We start from the raw sequence: 14,890 nt of genomic DNA on the forward strand, positions 1-14,890 counted from the left end.
CCGTTCCCATGCCGAACACGGAAGTTAAGCACTTGAACGCCGAAAGTAGTTGGGGGCTTCCCCCTGTGAGGATAGGACGTTGCCAGGCATTTAATTTATTCCGCAATAGCTCAGTGGTAGAGCAACCGGCTGTTAACCGGTAGGTCGTAGGTTCAAATCCTACTTGCGGAGCCAATGGCCCGTTGGTCAAGCGGTTAAGACACCGCCCTTTCACGGCGGTAACACGGGTTCGAATCCCGTACGGGTCACCATTATACTTTTTGTGCCGGTGTAGCTCAGCTGGTAGAGCAACTGACTTGTAATCAGTAGGTCGCGGGTTCGACTCCTGTTGCCGGCACTGTTTTTCTCAATTGTATAAGTTTCCTAGACAAACTGGGGGGGTAGCGAAGTGGCTAAACGCGGCGGACTGTAAATCCGCTCCCTCGGGTTCGGCGGTTCGAATCCGCCCCCCCCCACCATGTCGAGCCATTAGCTCAGTTGGTAGAGCATCTGACTTTTAATCAGAGGGTCGCAGGTTCGAATCCTGCATGGCTCATTTCTTGCGGAAGTAGTTCAGTGGTAGAATACGACCTTGCCAAGGTCGGGGTCGCGGGTTCGAATCCCGTCTTCCGCTTTTTCTTTTGGGGCCTTAGCTCAGCTGGGAGAGCGCCTGCCTTGCACGCAGGAGGTCAGCGGTTCGATCCCGCTAGGCTCCACCAATTTTATTTAAAGATCTTAAGCGAGTTTCGTTCGTCTTAAGTTTTTTTTATATGAAATGCCAAGCATAACCAGAGTACGTACGCAAGAACACCGTGATTCCCTTCACGGTGTTTTTTTGTATATTCATGCGTTTTTTTGTTGAGTTGAACCACTTGTTTGTTACCGCTTACAATACAGGTAGAAGTGACTATGACATAGGGGGAATATCGTATGAACATCGCGTATATCAGCGTACCGTACCGTTATGGACAAGGAAAGCCGGGCACTGAACACGGACCTGCTGCTGTCGAAAAAGCGGGTCTACTAGCGACACTCGAAGCACGGGGACAAGAAGCAGTACGCTACGGGGAAGCGGCTGTCTTATCCGAGGATGCGGTCCGAGAAGAAGATCCGAAGCTGAAACGTCTTGAAGGCGTCGTCTATACGACGAATGACTTGCATCTAATTGTACGTGATGCGTTATCGGAGCAACGTTTTCCGTTATTAGTCGGTGGTGATCACAGCATGGCGATCGGAACGATTGCAGGATTACGCCAGACTGTACCACGTCTTGGCGTCATCTGGTTCGATGCACACGGTGATTTGAATACACCGGAAACATCACCGTCTGGAAACATCCACGGTATGCCGCTCGCTGTAGCCCTTGGGGAAGGACATCAGCGTTTAACGGAAGTCGGAGGAACAGATGTCAAGCTGCAACCGGAACATCTCGTCTTCATCGGATTACGTGACGTTGATCCAGGCGAACAAGAGCTGATTGATCGTCTTGGTATTCGTGTCTATGATATGGAAGCGATCCGAACTCGGGGAATGGACGCGATCATGGAAGAAGCGATTGCCTATTTGAAGGAAACGACGGATGCGTTCTATCTTAGCTTTGATATGGATGGTCTCGATCCATCACTCGTCGTTGGTACAGGAACACGTGTCGCCGATGGCATTTTCTTAGACGATGCGAAGACGGTGCTCCAGCATTGCGCAACGGCAGAAGACTTCATTGCAGCTGAATTCGTTGAAGTGAATCCGTTGCTTGAAGAAGGAAACGGAACAGCAGAACTTGCGAATGAACTGATCGGAGATCTACTTTTGGCAATGGAAACACATCGCTTAGTAAAATAATGGATAGAACTTGAACTCTTTTCATCGGGGTTCAAGTTTTTTTTGTTACAATTTAAAAGGAGATGAAACATTTATCGGTCGACTTCGTATAAGAGATTGACCGCATAGAGCGGGGGGTATTCAAAGTGGAAGAAACGACACTACGCTTAATTGAGCGAGTGAAACAGGGAGACCGTGATGCATTCGCGGCACTTGTTGATCTATATAAGGAAGGTGCCTTTCTTGTGGCTTTCCGCGTCTTGCGCGATCGAATGGAAGCGGAGGATGCGACACAGGAAGCCTTCATCCGTGTATTTACGAAGATTGATTCGTATAATGCACAATGGAAGTTCCGGACTTGGTTGTACCGAATCGTCACGAACGTATCGATTGACCGATTACGGAAAAAGAAACCTGACTATTCTCTTGATGCTGAGATGTCAGGTACTGAAGGACTGACATTGTATTCACAACTCGAGAGCAAGGACACCTTGCCGGAGGACCAAGTGGTCGATAACGAGCAACGAAACGAAGTCGGGGACGCGATTGCAGCTTTACCAGAAAAATACCGTGTCCCACTCGTCCTGAAATATGTAGAAGATCTTTCGCTAAAGGAAATCAGTGAAATGATCGAATTACCTGTCGCTACTGTCAAAACTAGAATTCATCGTGGACGAGAAGCGCTGAAGAAGCATTTTGCCAAACGATGAGAAGGAGGAACTCACCATGTCACGAGAGCATGTACATGAACGGATCCAGGATTATTTAGACCAAAACCAACCACCTGAGGAATTCGAGCGATTAGAAGCAGAGTTACGAGAAGTAGACGCGATGGACGAGTTCGAAGAGTATCGGCTCCTTGATGCTCGACTGCGTCAACTTCCAGCGCCTAAATTATCGGCAGATTTTACATCCCGCGTGCTGGCACAATTGCCTGAACAGGTGGAGACGCCAAGCGCTGCTTTGCTACACCAACCGCAACCGTCTCGTTTTGGAGGTAAGATGAAGCAGTACCCATTGCTCGCGGCAGCGGCTGTTTTCTTACTCTTGTCGGTCGGTAGCCTAGGTGGTTATATGGCACAAGAAGAACATGACTTATCCTATACGAATGCACCAGGTATCGTCGCTCAAAATGGCGAGGTCGTCGTCCCGAAAGGCGTCACGGTCGATCAAGATCTATATGTCGAAGGTGGGAACGTCCGAATCGAAGGGAAAGTCAATGGCGATGTCATGACCGTTGACGGGAAAGCTTACACGGCGAGTGCTGGTAGCGTGACCGGAGAAATCAAGGAAATTGATCAATTATTCGAACGCGTTTGGTACGGAATCAAGCGTCTATTTCAATAATCAGCTGGGACGAGTCGAACTCGTCCCTTTGTGCTATAATGGAAACTGTTTAAATCAGATGAGTTAGGGGGCACGGTTGGTGAATTACTTCAGCTGGCAACCACTTCAATTTCAATTGTTGAAACTGGGAGAAAACGTACATTGGTACGATTATATTAATGACGTGATTGATATTGCGGTCGTGACGTTCGTCATTTACCGTCTCATGATCATTGTCAAAGGAACAAAAGCAGTCCAGCTCATTAAAGGGATCTCGGTCATTTTGATCAGTTGGTTCTTGAGTGGCTTTTTTGGACTCAAAACATTGCAATTCTTATTGAATCAAATCATCACCTACGGGTTACTGGGGATCATCATCATCTTCCAACCTGAACTCCGACGTGGACTGGAACACTTAGGACGAACGAGTAAATTCTTCTCACGTAGTGCCATCAGTGATGAAGATGAACAAGTTCGAATCGTCGATGCACTCGTATCGTCTGCCCAGTACATGTCAAAACGTCGTATCGGAGCACTCGTGACGATTGAACGCGAGACAGGACTAAGTGAATACGTGGAGACGGGCATTCCGCTCGGTTCACAAATCACGAGTCAGTTGCTGATCAACTTGTTCATTCCGAATACACCCTTACATGATGGTGCCGTCATCGTCCAGCAAGGCAAGTTAGCAGCAGCCGCTTGTTACTTACCGCTGTCTGAGAGTGCACATATCTCAAAAGAGCTTGGAACACGTCACCGTGCTGCCATCGGTGTCAGTGAGGTGACGGATAGCGTCACGCTCGTCGTCTCGGAAGAAACGGGTGGTGTCTCACTCGCTATCAATGGACGTCTGTACCGGGAACTCGACGAAGAATCATTACGGACAAAGTTACTTGAGACGATCGTCAAGGCCGAACCGACGAATACTTCCTTCTTGAACTGGATGGGGGCGAAAAAATAATGTTCGAAAAGTGGTTCAATGAACGCTGGTTTTTACGCATCGTTGCCGTCGCCTTAGCCGTCATGTTGTATTTGATGGTCGCAGGTTCGAATACGACGGGAAAAAGTGATGCTGCTAGTCTATTACCGATCGCAGGACAAGGTTCGACGAAATTTGACGTGCCGGTCACGGTCCAGTATGATGAATCGCAGTGGGTCGCCTATAATATTCCAGATAGTATGGAAGTGACCGTCAAAGGTCCGTCGAGTAGCTTGACGATGCTCCGGCTCGTCCAAGATTTTGGATTATCGATTGATTTGAAAGGACTCGACCCTGGCTATCATCGTGTCCGTGTCACAGCAACTGGCTTCGGAAAAGATGTCGAGGTGACACCAAAACAGGAGACGATCGAAGTTTTCCTCGATAAGAAGATTACAAAGGAAGTACCGGTACAAGTCGCTTTACTCAATAAAAACAAAATCGCTGAAGGATATGTCGCTGGGGAAGCGCAGCCGAACCAACAAACTGTTGAAGTCACGGGAGGCGCAGAGAAGTTACAGGCGATTTCAGCGATCCAAGTACCGATCGATGTGACCGGTCGGGCAGAGACGTTCAAAGAGACGTTCAATGCTAAAGCGACTGATACGAACGGGAATACGATCAATGCATCTTATCAACCGGAACAATTAGAAATCACAGTACCGATCTATAAGGAAAGTAAGACGGTACCGATTAATGTGAAGACAAAAGACAACGTCAAAAAAGGGTATACCGTCGTCAAGATCGTTCCCGTCACGACGGAAGCTCGTCTATATGGAACAAAAGAAGAATTAGAGCGCATCGGTTCCGTCGATACGGAAGCGGTCTCGCTCAAAGGATTGACGAAGACGACAGAAAAAACCGTCAAACTCGTCGAACCGGAAAACGCGACGGCGATGGATCCGACACAGGTCACCGTCAATATCGTCGTCGAAAAAGAAAATGCCAATTCGACGACAGAAACCGTCGAGGATCGAGCGGAGAAAACGATTCCGGGTGTGACGGTCACGTTGAATGGATTCGATGAATCAAAGTATACGATTGATTATAATCAAACGATTGATGTCGTCGTCCGTGGGAAAGAATCTGATTTAGCATCGATTGATGCGACGGATATCAAAGCGGTCATCGATGTGACAGGATTAAAAGAAGGAACGCATGGATTGCCGATCTCGTATCAGACATCAAAAGCCTTTGATGTCCTGCGTCCGGATAATATGGATGTCACATTAAAAGCGATTCCCCGGACATCGATTCCGACCAATTAAAACAAATTAGTGAAATGAGGAAATAACACATGGGTAAGTATTTTGGAACTGACGGCGTACGCGGCGTCGCAAACGTAGAATTGACACCGGAACTTGCGTATCGCCTCGGTCGAACAGGTGGTTACGTGTTGACGAAACACGAAAGCACACGACCAAAAGTCTTGATTGGACGCGATACACGTGTATCTGGTCAAATGCTTGAGAATGCACTCATCGCGGGTCTGTTATCAATCGGTGCAGAAGTCATGCGTCTTGGTGTCATCTCGACACCAGGTGTCGCATACCTGACAAAAACGATGGATGCGACAGCCGGAGTCATGATCTCTGCATCGCACAATCCAGTGGAAGATAACGGGATCAAGTTCTTCGGTTCAGACGGCTTTAAGCTCGATGACGCAACAGAACTTGAGATCGAAGCATTGCTCGATGAAGCAGAAGATACATTGCCACGTCCAGCCGGAAAAGAACTCGGCTTCGTTCATGATTACTATGAAGGGGCTCAGAAATATCTCCACATGCTTCGTCAGACATCGGATGAAGATTTCTCAGGCATCCATGTCGCGATCGACGGTGCACACGGGGCGACGTCAAGCCTCGCACCACGTCTATTCGGTGACTTAGAAGCGGAAGTATCGACGATCGGTACAACTCCGAACGGACTCAACATCAATGATGGTGTCGGTTCGACACACCCTGAACATCTCGCTGCCTTCGTTAAGGAAAAAGGCGCAGACGTTGGTTTATCGTTTGATGGAGACGGCGACCGCTTGATCGCAGTCGATGAGAACGGCGATATCGTGGATGGCGATAAAATCATGTTCATCTGCGGGAAATACTTGAACGAACTCGGTCGTCTGAAAGACAACACGATCGTTGCGACGGTCATGAGTAACCTCGGTTTCCATAAAACCGTCGAAGAAAACGGGATGACGGCGCTTCAGACAGCAGTCGGTGACCGTTATGTCGTCGAAGAGATGCGTAAGAACGACTATACACTCGGTGGCGAACAGTCTGGTCATATCATCTTCATGGATTACTCAACGACAGGGGACGGCATGTTGTCGGGCGTCCAGTTGTTGCAAATCATGAAAGCGACAGGGAAGAAGTTATCGGAACTCGCAGCTGAGATGCCGATCTTCCCACAACGTCTCGTAAACATCCGTGTTTCAGACAAAAATGGCGCAATGAGCGGTCCTGCCGTGCAAGCGATCATTGCTGAAGTCGAAGCAGAGATGGCGGGGAACGGACGGATCCTCGTTCGTGCGTCAGGAACAGAACCACTCGTTCGTGTCATGGCAGAAGCTCCGACACAAGAAGCATGTGATGCATACGTCGAGCGGATCGCGAACGTCGTTCGTGAGAACTACGCGTTACAAGAAAACTAAGTAGCCCGAAGCAGAGCGATTGCTCTGCTTCTTTTTTTACAATTATTTTAGAAAAACAGATTGAGATTTTTACAAAATATAGGGATTATACGTATTGATTAGAAAAATATCGGGAATAGTTACAAATACGTTACCTTTCTTGCTTTTTCAGATTAAAGTTCGTATGATGGTGAAGTCGGACAGAAACGGGGTCAGACGGAAACAAGAAGCGCCAGGGCTTTCTTCGTAGGATGAAAGCTGACGAGGTGGAGGTTTATCGAATCATTCGGCGGATGCCTCCCGGTACCAGATCCATACCGTAAATCGTTCTGAAATCGTTCAAGTGATTGGACGGACAAACAGACCGATCGGGATCCTCTCAACAAGAGCCGTTTCCTCTTTAGGGAAATACTTGTAAATGGAGAGATGTAACATGTGCGGAATCGTAGGTATGATCGGACAGGTCAACACGAAGGAAATTTTATTAAAAGGTCTCGAGAAGCTCGAGTACCGCGGCTATGACTCGGCAGGTCTTGCGTTCGTCAACGACGGCGTCCAAGTCCACAAAGAAGTAGGCCGGATTGCTGCGCTACGCGAAGTCGTTCCTGCTAATGCAGACGGCACAGTCGGAATCGGACACACACGCTGGGCGACACACGGTGTCCCAAGCGTACCAAACGCGCACCCGCACCAAAGTGCGTCAGCACGTTTCACACTCGTTCACAACGGCGTCATTGAAAACGATGAGCAGCTAAAAGCAGAATTGAATGTCGATCTCCTCAGCGACACGGATACAGAAGTCATCGTTCAGATGATCGAAAAGAACTTCAACGAGACAGGTGACGTCGCGGAAGCATTCCGTCAAACACTCCGTGTCTTGCACGGTTCGTATGCCCTCGCATTGATCGATGCTGAAAATCCAGACGTCTTATACGTCGCAAAAAACAAATCACCACTTCTCGTTGGTCTCGGTGATGGTACGTTCAACGTCGTCGCATCAGACGCAATGGCAATGTTACAAGTAACGGATCAATTCATCGAGTTGCATGATGGCGAGATGATCATCTTGACGCGTGATAGCGTCACGATCCAAGATCTCGATGGGAACGTCCAAGAGCGTGAAGCGTACACGGCTGAAATCGATGCATCAGACATCGAAAAAGGAACGTACGCGCACTACATGCTCAAAGAGATGGATGAGCAACCAGCGGTCATTCGTAACATCGTTCAAAAATATCAAAACGAAGCAGGCGACATCACACTCGACCAATCGGTCCGTGATCTCGTACTCGGTCGTGACCGTGTCTATATCATTGGTTGCGGAACAAGCTACCATGCTGGTTTGATCGGGAAACAGTTGATCGAACAAATCGCAGGCATCCCGACAGAAGTGCACATCTCTTCTGAGTTCGGATACAACATGCCATTATTGACAGAGAAACCGCTCTTCCTCTTCCTTTCACAATCAGGTGAAACAGCGGATAGCCGTGCTGTTCTCGTCGAAGCGAAAAAACTTGGTCACCCGGCACTGACGATCACGAACGTTCCAGGATCAACATTGTCACGTGAAGCAAACGCAACATTGTTGCTCCACGCGGGTCCAGAAATCGCCGTTGCTTCAACAAAAGCCTATACAGCTCAAATCGCTGTTCTTGCTGTCCTTGCGTTTGACCTTGCTCAAGCGAAAGGGGTTGCCGTCAACTTCGATCTCATGAAGGAACTCGGTAAAATCTCAAGTGCGATGGAATCAGTCATGTCTCAAAAAGATCGTTTCCAAGAAATCGCGACAGAATACTTGTCTGAGTCACGCAACGCGTTCTTCATCGGTCGCGGACAAGATGCGTACGTCGGGATGGAAGGCGCATTGAAACTCAAAGAGATCTCGTATATCCAAGCAGAAGGATACGCGGGTGGAGAGCTCAAGCACGGTCCGATCGCCTTGATCGAAGACAACACACCGGTTATCGCGCTCGTGACACAACCACACGTTCACCTCAACAACCGTGGGAACGTCAAGGAAGTCGTCGCACGTGGGGCAAACGCATGTGTCATCGCAGCAGAAGGTCTTGAATTGCCGACAGATGCATTCGTCATCCCAGCAGTCGAGCCACTCTTGTCACCGCTCTTGTCTGTCTTACCACTTCAATTGATCTCATACTACGCGGCACTCGGTCGCGACTGTGACGTCGATAAGCCACGTAACTTGGCGAAGTCAGTAACGGTTGAATAAGGAAACAAATCGACTCCAAATGACAGGCGTGTAAGCGTCTGCCGTTTGGAGTTTTTATATTAGGAGGAGAACGAGATGAATCGCTGGATTGCTGCATTTCCTAAACGATATGAACAGGACGTTCGGGTCGTTAAAGCGTGTCTACCGTTTGCCTGGACACGTTTATCATCCGGATCGATTGAAATGAGACTGGAGCAGGAACGGATACAGATTCCGACGCGTTTGTACTTATCAGAGGTCGACTCGGAGCGAATTAAGCAGCTGACGTCGACGCAACAGACGATGTTATTTTGTCTTTACACCCGTCACCATGATGGTCATGTTCGTGAGTATTATCTCCAGCAGTTACTTAAAAACCATCCGCACGACGGATGGGTTCTCGCCTATATCATCGAACTTGCTAGTGAATACGTCCGTGACATCGTCGACATCATCGTACCCGCAATCGAGCAATGGGATCCGGAAGTGAAGCGGCGGTTCGTCGAGGATGATCCGGCATACATGAAGCGAATCGAAGACCGGATGATCAGTTACTGGAATGCTTATTATCGGTCAAGTGGCGAACGACGATCCGAAGCGGACTACCCAGGCTTTCGGATTATAGAATCGTTACGGGAGGATGCTTCGGTAGAGGAAGTGTGAAGAGATGAAAAGGAGGGGCGCACTTGATTACAAAATCAAAGGATCTGTACTTAGAAGGACCCGGACCTGCTGTTTTGTTGTTACATAGTTTTACTGGAAGTGCGAATGAGATGCGGGGACTCGCTCGTTTTTTACATGCAGCCGGCTATACCTGTTACGCGCCCAATTACGCCGGGCACGGGGAATCGCCGGAGCGCTTGTTTGAGACGACGATCGAAGACGTCTGGCAGTCCGCGCAAGTCGGACTCGCGTTTTTACAAGATCGAGGACACAACGACATCTTTTTGATCGGACAATCACTCGGTGGAGTAATGGCACTTCGACTAGCAGAACAGTCAGGATGCGCTGGACTCATCTTACTCTCGACGCCGATTCTTGAGCGGACGATTGCCGGACTTGAGCACCGCGTCCGTCGGTATACGGAACGGTATTTTCAATTTGACGATCGTTCGCCAGAGTGGATCTTAGATTTTGTCGACCGTCATTTTCCACGCCCGGAAAAAGACTTACGGGCACTGCAACAGTTCATCCTCGACACGGGAGTCGTCTTGCCGAAGATCACACAGCCGATCGCTCTATTCCTTGGTGCCTTAGATGATGCCGTCTATCATGCAAGTCTCGAGCGAATCGAAACGACAGTGCCGAGCCGAGATCAGAAAAAGGTCCTTCTTCCGAACAGTAAACATCTACTGACACTCGATCGGGATAAACAACGTTTGTTCGAAGAAGTCCTCATCTTCTTGAAGACGCATCCGGTAGAATCCTTGAAACCATCATCTGCTGTGCAGTAGGCTAGATAGGTAAGCTAGACGTGAAAGGGGAAGGGATCATGCGAATTTTAGTAGTAGGAGCAAGCGGAACGATTGGGCAGGCAGTCGTCGAACGGCTGAGTGAGCGGCATGACATCATTCGTGCCGGACGAAGCGGAGCGGATGTGCAAGTCGATATTACGTCAGAAGCAAGTATCCGAGCGATGTATGAAACAGTCGGTTCTGTTGATGCTGTTATCAGTGCCACAGGTGGCGCTCATTTTGGTCCATTGACGGACTTAACACCGGAGCTTAATCAAATTGGAATCGACAGTAAACTAAAAGGTCAGGTCAATCTGGTCCTACTTGGTTTACCGTCAGTACGAGACGGAGGAAGCTTTACGCTGACGACCGGCATCATGATGGACGATCCGATTCGCCAAGGCGCATCTGCTGCTCTTGCGAACGGTGGGGTTAAAGCGTTCGTTCATGCAGCAGCAATCGAGATGCCACGAGGTATTCGAATCAACAGCGTCAGTCCGAACGTACTGATTGAGTCGCTCGAGAAGTACGGACCCTTCTTCCGTGGTTTTGAAGCCGTTCCGGCGTCACGTGTCACGACGGCGTTCGAAAAGAGTGTCGAAGGGGCGCAGACGGGGCAAAATTACGAAGTCTATTAAATAAAAAAGCAGGTAGCGAAAAATCGCTATCTGCTTTTTTACAGACCGGATAGGATATAACGTTCGATCCCGAATAGCAATAGAGTGATCCCGAGACAAATGAGTAAGTTGCGTACGAACCAGCGACCTGTCATCGTCCGGTTCATGATCAGTTTCTCCAGTGTCAGATTGACAAGAAGCACACATAAGAAGATGACGCCAAACCAAATCATCCAGACACATCCTTTCCTTCTTCTTAACGAATCCAACAGCTAAAAAGTTTCGCGTCTGTCAGGAGCAGGAAATCATTCAGATGAACGGGAAGGAAACAAGCAGTCGATTTTACAAGGAGGAACATGACGATGAAACAAGCGGTCCTAGTGATTGATTTTCAACAGGAACTCGTCGACGGAAACACGGAAGAGCGTCCGGTATATTTAAAAGAACAAGTCGCGCATGTCATCGAAGCAGTCGTACTTGAAGCAGACGAACGGAACATCCCGGTCGTCTTCATTCGGGATCTGGACGTCGCTGGCGGAACAGGACCTGGGTTTGCAGTCCATGACTCGATTCCCGTTCCAACGTCCAGTGTCACGTTTGATAAAGCGGCGACGAATGCGTTTCATGGCACCCCCTTGCTCGATTATCTAGGCCAAGCATCGATTGAACATCTGATCGTCTTAGGCTGTAAGACGGAGCACTGCATCGATACCGCAGTGCGCAGTGCGACGGTGCATGGCTTTGATGTCACACTCGTCGCAGACGGGCATACGACGAACGGCTCCGATGTCCTGACGCCGGAGCAAATGATCGCCCACCACAATCAAGTCTTGCACGGTCATTATAACGTCGAACACTTTGCGATCGTTCGTCCGTCGACGGAAGATGTCTTCACCCCAACCCACAATGACTACCGGACATGAAGAGGAGAATAGGATGATTGAATTACGAAAAATAACAACGTCTGATTACGAACGCTACGCAACGCTCGTCCAAGATGAACGTGTCATGCGTTACATCACGGAGCAGGCATTAACAGACGCAGAAACGAAACAGCGCTTTGACCGAATCCTTGAGCAACAACAGCACGACCGACTAGGATCGTATCTGATTTATGCCGAAGAGACATGGATTGGAATCGGGCACATGACCCGAAATCAAACGCAACCGTTCGAAGCAGAGCTCGGTTACATGCTACTACCCGATCAGTGGGGACGCGGATACGGCACAGCCATTGCAGAGCGTCTCTTACAGTTAGCGACAGAAGAAGAGTTACAGGTCGTCACGGCGACGATTGATCCAGCACATGAAGCGTCGCGCCGTATTTTGATCGGATTAGGTTTTGAATCGACCTATGTTGGACCGATTGACAGTCTACCAGGTGAAACGCTACAGAAAATAGTGGGGACGACAGAATGACGCGAGACGAATGGATTGAACATTTTCAACTCGATGTCGCAGCATGCGCGACCGTCGACGAATCGTATAGTTCTGAAGTCGATCGTCTCGTTTTAGCGGATGGTCAGGTCGTTTTCTTGAAGCGCCCGTATACGGCTGAAAAGTGGTACCGGGAGCGTGGCTGGATTCATGCACTAGAAGGGTTTATACCCGTGCCGCACATCTTAGCTGAAGCAGCTCCTGGGCAGACGACCGGGGCGTTCGTGCTTGCTGCCTTACCGGGACAGGCACCGATCACGATGACTAAAAAATTGGCGTTCGAAATTGGTCGAACGCTCGCAATGCTGCATACGTGTACAGGAGAAGCCTATGGCGAGTATACGGAAGATGGATTTTATGCCTATCCGGTTCAGGATTGGCGACGTTTCCGGAATGAAAAACTCGATGGATTCATGCCGTTCATCACGTCCGAACTCGACCCCGTTTTTTTAGAGAACATCCAAACAGAGTTAGTCAGACGAGAACAGTCGTTACCTGAGCCTTCACGTCCTGTTGCCACACATTGTGACTTCCGCCTAGCGAATTTACTGACGGTAAGTGATCAAGTCACAGGGGTGATCGATTTCGAGACGACCCGCTATGGGGCGATCGAGATGGACTTCACGAAGATCGTCCGTAATCTCAATACGTTCGATTCCATTTACGTAACGGCATTTCAAGAAGGATACGCGACGCTACACCCAGACGTGCCAATCGAGACGTATTTGGCATACTATCGTTTGTGGGAAGCACTCACGGCCGTCGGGTGGTGCATCAAACGTGGACTAGAAGAGCACCAGGCGTTCTTTGAGGAGAACATCGTGCTCATCAAGCAGGAATTACAGACGACGAGCATATCGGACGGGTATTGATTCACCCATGTCTTGGAAGAAACCTCTATACTTAGGGAAATGAGGAATATGAGGGGGAAGCAAGATGACAGGGAAACGAATCGGAATCATCGGCGGTGGACTCGCCGGGATTTTTGCGGCACGTCAATTGCAGGCAGCAGGACATGCTGTTGAAATCATCGAAAAAAGCCAGAGCGTCGGGGGGCGAATGGCGACTCGTCGGATTGATGAAGGAACAGCGGATCATGGTGCCGTCTTCTTCACGGTCCGGACGGAAGAGTTAGGACGCGAAGTCGACGAATGGCTTGAGAAGGGATGGGTTCGTAAGTGGTTCGGCACAGATTTTCCACGCTATGTCGCGACGAACGGCATGAATCAACTCGTACAAGCCATTGGTCGAGGGATTCCCGTCCAGTTGAATGAACAGGTCACGCATATTACGGCAACGGAGGGCGAACTCGTCACACAAGCGACAGATCATCAAGGTGCGTATGATGCGTTACTCGTGACGGCGCCTGTGCCGCAAGCATATGAACTGTTGCAGTCTTCTGATCTGGCGCTCGGAGATGACGATCATGAGCAGTTACGTCAAGTGACGTTCGAGCCGACATTCGTTGGTCTGTTTGAAATCGAAGAGCGACTCACGATCGGAGAAGTCGGTCTACAAGACGAACATCTCGTCGATGGGATGTTGAAGCTCGTTAATAATGCCGAGAAGAAGATTTCGAAGACGACACTCTTGAGCGTCTATATGACAGCCCGCTTCAGTGAAGACTGGTACACGCGCCCGGAAGAAGAGACACTCGCTGAAGTCGAGCGTCTGTTACAACAGCAACTCGGACCGGTGACGATTATCTCGCGTCAGCTCAAGCGTTGGCGTTACGCCCAGGCACGCGCGGTTTACCGGACACCGCATTTGAAACTGGCGGCACATCCGCTTTGGCTTGCTGGTGATGCGTTCCTTGAAGCCGATGATGCGTCAGGACGGACGCGCGTCGAGAGTGCTGTCATCTCCGGATTACGCGTCGCGGAGGCGATTGATACCCACTTACGTCAGACGGTGACAGCGACGGAATGAACGACAACATGCACTTCTTTTCTGAATCGAGAAGAAGCGCATGTTTTTTGTTACTCACGATCATTCCGCTTGGAAGTGTTGTTCACTCCAGACTGCCATTTGATCAAGAATCGGTAAAAAACTATGTCCGGCATCCGTCAGGGAATATTCAACGCGAGGAGGAACTTCGCCAAAGACGTGTCGTTGAATAAAACCATCCGCCTCGAGCTCGCGAAGCTGACGCGTTAATGTTCCTTTAGAGATGCCTGTTAATTGTTGTAGTTCATGAAAACGATGCGTCCCGTGTGTCAGGTGCCACAGCAAGATGATCTTCCATTTGCCAGCGACCATCTGTTGGACCCGAGTGACTGGACAAGCCGTCCGTTGATTGGTTGTTGAATCGAATACAGCCACGTTCATCCTCTCCCATTGGTTCGTTTTGAGGGACCTAGTTTCAGATAAGTGCCTACTTTTTTTAGTGTATCACCTGGCGTATCATGAAGAACAACATCAAACTTAAAAGGAGTGGTT

Annotated in this window: 16 protein-coding genes, 7 tRNA genes and 1 rRNA gene; 22 read left to right on the forward strand and 2 right to left on the reverse strand. The window is 49.3% G+C overall.

What is annotated here, in order from left to right; genetic code table 11:
- The 18 genes from rrf to KNQ11_RS11575 form a co-directional block, all read left to right on the forward strand.
- Positions 1–88 (forward strand): 5S ribosomal RNA (rrf, locus tag KNQ11_RS11490); the annotation flags it as partial.
- An 11-nt stretch (positions 89–99) separates the two neighbouring features.
- A tRNA-Asn gene (locus tag KNQ11_RS11495) sits at positions 100–174 on the forward strand.
- A 2-nt stretch (positions 175–176) separates the two neighbouring features.
- Positions 177–251, forward strand: a tRNA-Glu gene (locus KNQ11_RS11500).
- Between the two features lie 13 nt (positions 252–264).
- Positions 265–337: transfer RNA gene (locus KNQ11_RS11505), tRNA-Thr, on the forward strand.
- Between the two features lie 37 nt (positions 338–374).
- Positions 375–458, forward strand: a tRNA-Tyr gene (locus KNQ11_RS11510).
- 4 nt (positions 459–462) lie between these two features.
- Positions 463–535 (forward strand) — tRNA-Lys (locus KNQ11_RS11515).
- A gap of 6 nt (positions 536–541) precedes the next feature.
- Positions 542–613: transfer RNA gene (locus KNQ11_RS11520), tRNA-Gly, on the forward strand.
- A gap of 9 nt (positions 614–622) precedes the next feature.
- Positions 623–698: transfer RNA gene (locus tag KNQ11_RS11525), tRNA-Ala, on the forward strand.
- 211 nt (positions 699–909) lie between these two features.
- Complete coding sequence (gene rocF / locus KNQ11_RS11530) at positions 910–1,818, forward strand: arginase (RefSeq protein ID WP_214771941.1); 909 nt, start codon at positions 910–912, stop codon at positions 1,816–1,818.
- A gap of 125 nt (positions 1,819–1,943) precedes the next feature.
- Positions 1,944–2,507, forward strand: coding sequence for an RNA polymerase sigma factor SigW (gene sigW, locus KNQ11_RS11535; protein ID WP_023466660.1), 564 nt, complete (start codon positions 1,944–1,946; stop codon positions 2,505–2,507).
- A 16-nt stretch (positions 2,508–2,523) separates the two neighbouring features.
- Complete coding sequence (locus KNQ11_RS11540; RefSeq protein WP_023466661.1) at positions 2,524–3,144, forward strand: anti-sigma factor; 621 nt, start codon at positions 2,524–2,526, stop codon at positions 3,142–3,144.
- A 79-nt stretch (positions 3,145–3,223) separates the two neighbouring features.
- Positions 3,224–4,084 carry a diadenylate cyclase CdaA gene (gene cdaA / locus KNQ11_RS11545; RefSeq protein ID WP_050676886.1) on the forward strand — a complete coding sequence of 287 codons (861 nt, stop codon included), beginning with the start codon at positions 3,224–3,226 and terminating at the stop codon, positions 4,082–4,084.
- The gene (locus KNQ11_RS11550; protein WP_035411620.1) at positions 4,084–5,370 is read left to right on the forward strand and encodes a CdaR family protein; all 1,287 of its coding nucleotides are present in this window, start codon (positions 4,084–4,086) and stop codon (positions 5,368–5,370) included. The genes cdaA and KNQ11_RS11550 overlap by 1 nt, the downstream gene beginning before the upstream one ends.
- A 29-nt stretch (positions 5,371–5,399) precedes the next feature.
- The gene (glmM, locus tag KNQ11_RS11555) at positions 5,400–6,755 is read left to right on the forward strand and encodes a phosphoglucosamine mutase (RefSeq protein WP_029343107.1); all 1,356 of its coding nucleotides are present in this window, start codon (positions 5,400–5,402) and stop codon (positions 6,753–6,755) included.
- Between the two features lie 412 nt (positions 6,756–7,167).
- A complete protein-coding gene (glmS, locus tag KNQ11_RS11560; RefSeq protein WP_214771943.1) occupies positions 7,168–8,964 on the forward strand; it encodes a glutamine--fructose-6-phosphate transaminase (isomerizing) in 1,797 nt (598 codons plus the stop codon).
- A gap of 75 nt (positions 8,965–9,039) precedes the next feature.
- Positions 9,040–9,606: a hypothetical protein gene (locus KNQ11_RS11565; protein WP_214771945.1), complete on the forward strand. Its 567-nt coding sequence runs from the start codon at positions 9,040–9,042 to the stop codon at positions 9,604–9,606.
- A gap of 23 nt (positions 9,607–9,629) precedes the next feature.
- Entirely contained in the window at positions 9,630–10,397 is a 768-nt protein-coding gene (locus KNQ11_RS11570; RefSeq protein WP_214771947.1) for an alpha/beta hydrolase, read from the forward strand.
- Between the two features lie 38 nt (positions 10,398–10,435).
- The gene (locus tag KNQ11_RS11575) at positions 10,436–11,035 is read left to right on the forward strand and encodes a short chain dehydrogenase (protein WP_050676890.1); all 600 of its coding nucleotides are present in this window, start codon (positions 10,436–10,438) and stop codon (positions 11,033–11,035) included.
- Positions 11,036–11,073: 38 nt separating this feature from the next.
- On the opposite strand, the gene KNQ11_RS11580 is transcribed toward KNQ11_RS11575, so the two are convergent.
- Positions 11,074–11,247, reverse strand: coding sequence for a hypothetical protein (locus KNQ11_RS11580; protein WP_155960197.1), 174 nt, complete (start codon positions 11,245–11,247; stop codon positions 11,074–11,076).
- Positions 11,248–11,376: 129 nt separating this feature from the next.
- On the opposite strand from KNQ11_RS11580, the gene KNQ11_RS11585 reads away from it, so the two are divergent.
- From KNQ11_RS11585 to KNQ11_RS11600, 4 genes are all read left to right on the forward strand, one after another.
- The gene (locus tag KNQ11_RS11585) at positions 11,377–11,937 is read left to right on the forward strand and encodes an isochorismatase family protein (protein ID WP_214771949.1); all 561 of its coding nucleotides are present in this window, start codon (positions 11,377–11,379) and stop codon (positions 11,935–11,937) included.
- A gap of 13 nt (positions 11,938–11,950) precedes the next feature.
- Positions 11,951–12,433, forward strand: coding sequence for a GNAT family N-acetyltransferase (locus tag KNQ11_RS11590; RefSeq protein WP_214771951.1), 483 nt, complete (start codon positions 11,951–11,953; stop codon positions 12,431–12,433).
- Positions 12,430–13,323, forward strand: coding sequence for a phosphotransferase family protein (locus tag KNQ11_RS11595; RefSeq protein WP_214771953.1), 894 nt, complete (start codon positions 12,430–12,432; stop codon positions 13,321–13,323). Before KNQ11_RS11590 ends, KNQ11_RS11595 begins: the two co-directional genes overlap by 4 nt.
- Positions 13,324–13,387: 64 nt before the next feature.
- Positions 13,388–14,380 (forward strand): NAD(P)/FAD-dependent oxidoreductase, encoded by a 993-nt coding sequence (locus KNQ11_RS11600; RefSeq protein ID WP_214771960.1) that lies wholly within the window; start codon positions 13,388–13,390, stop codon positions 14,378–14,380.
- Between the two features lie 60 nt (positions 14,381–14,440).
- On the opposite strand, the gene KNQ11_RS11605 is transcribed toward KNQ11_RS11600, so the two are convergent.
- Positions 14,441–14,773: a winged helix-turn-helix transcriptional regulator gene (locus KNQ11_RS11605; protein ID WP_353049817.1), complete on the reverse strand. Its 333-nt coding sequence runs from the start codon at positions 14,771–14,773 to the stop codon at positions 14,441–14,443.
- Between the last annotated feature and the right edge of the window lie 117 nt (positions 14,774–14,890).

The organism is Exiguobacterium sp. s39 (assembly GCF_018618925.1).
GTDB lineage: Bacteria > Bacillota > Bacilli > Exiguobacteriales > Exiguobacteriaceae > Exiguobacterium_A > Exiguobacterium_A abrahamii.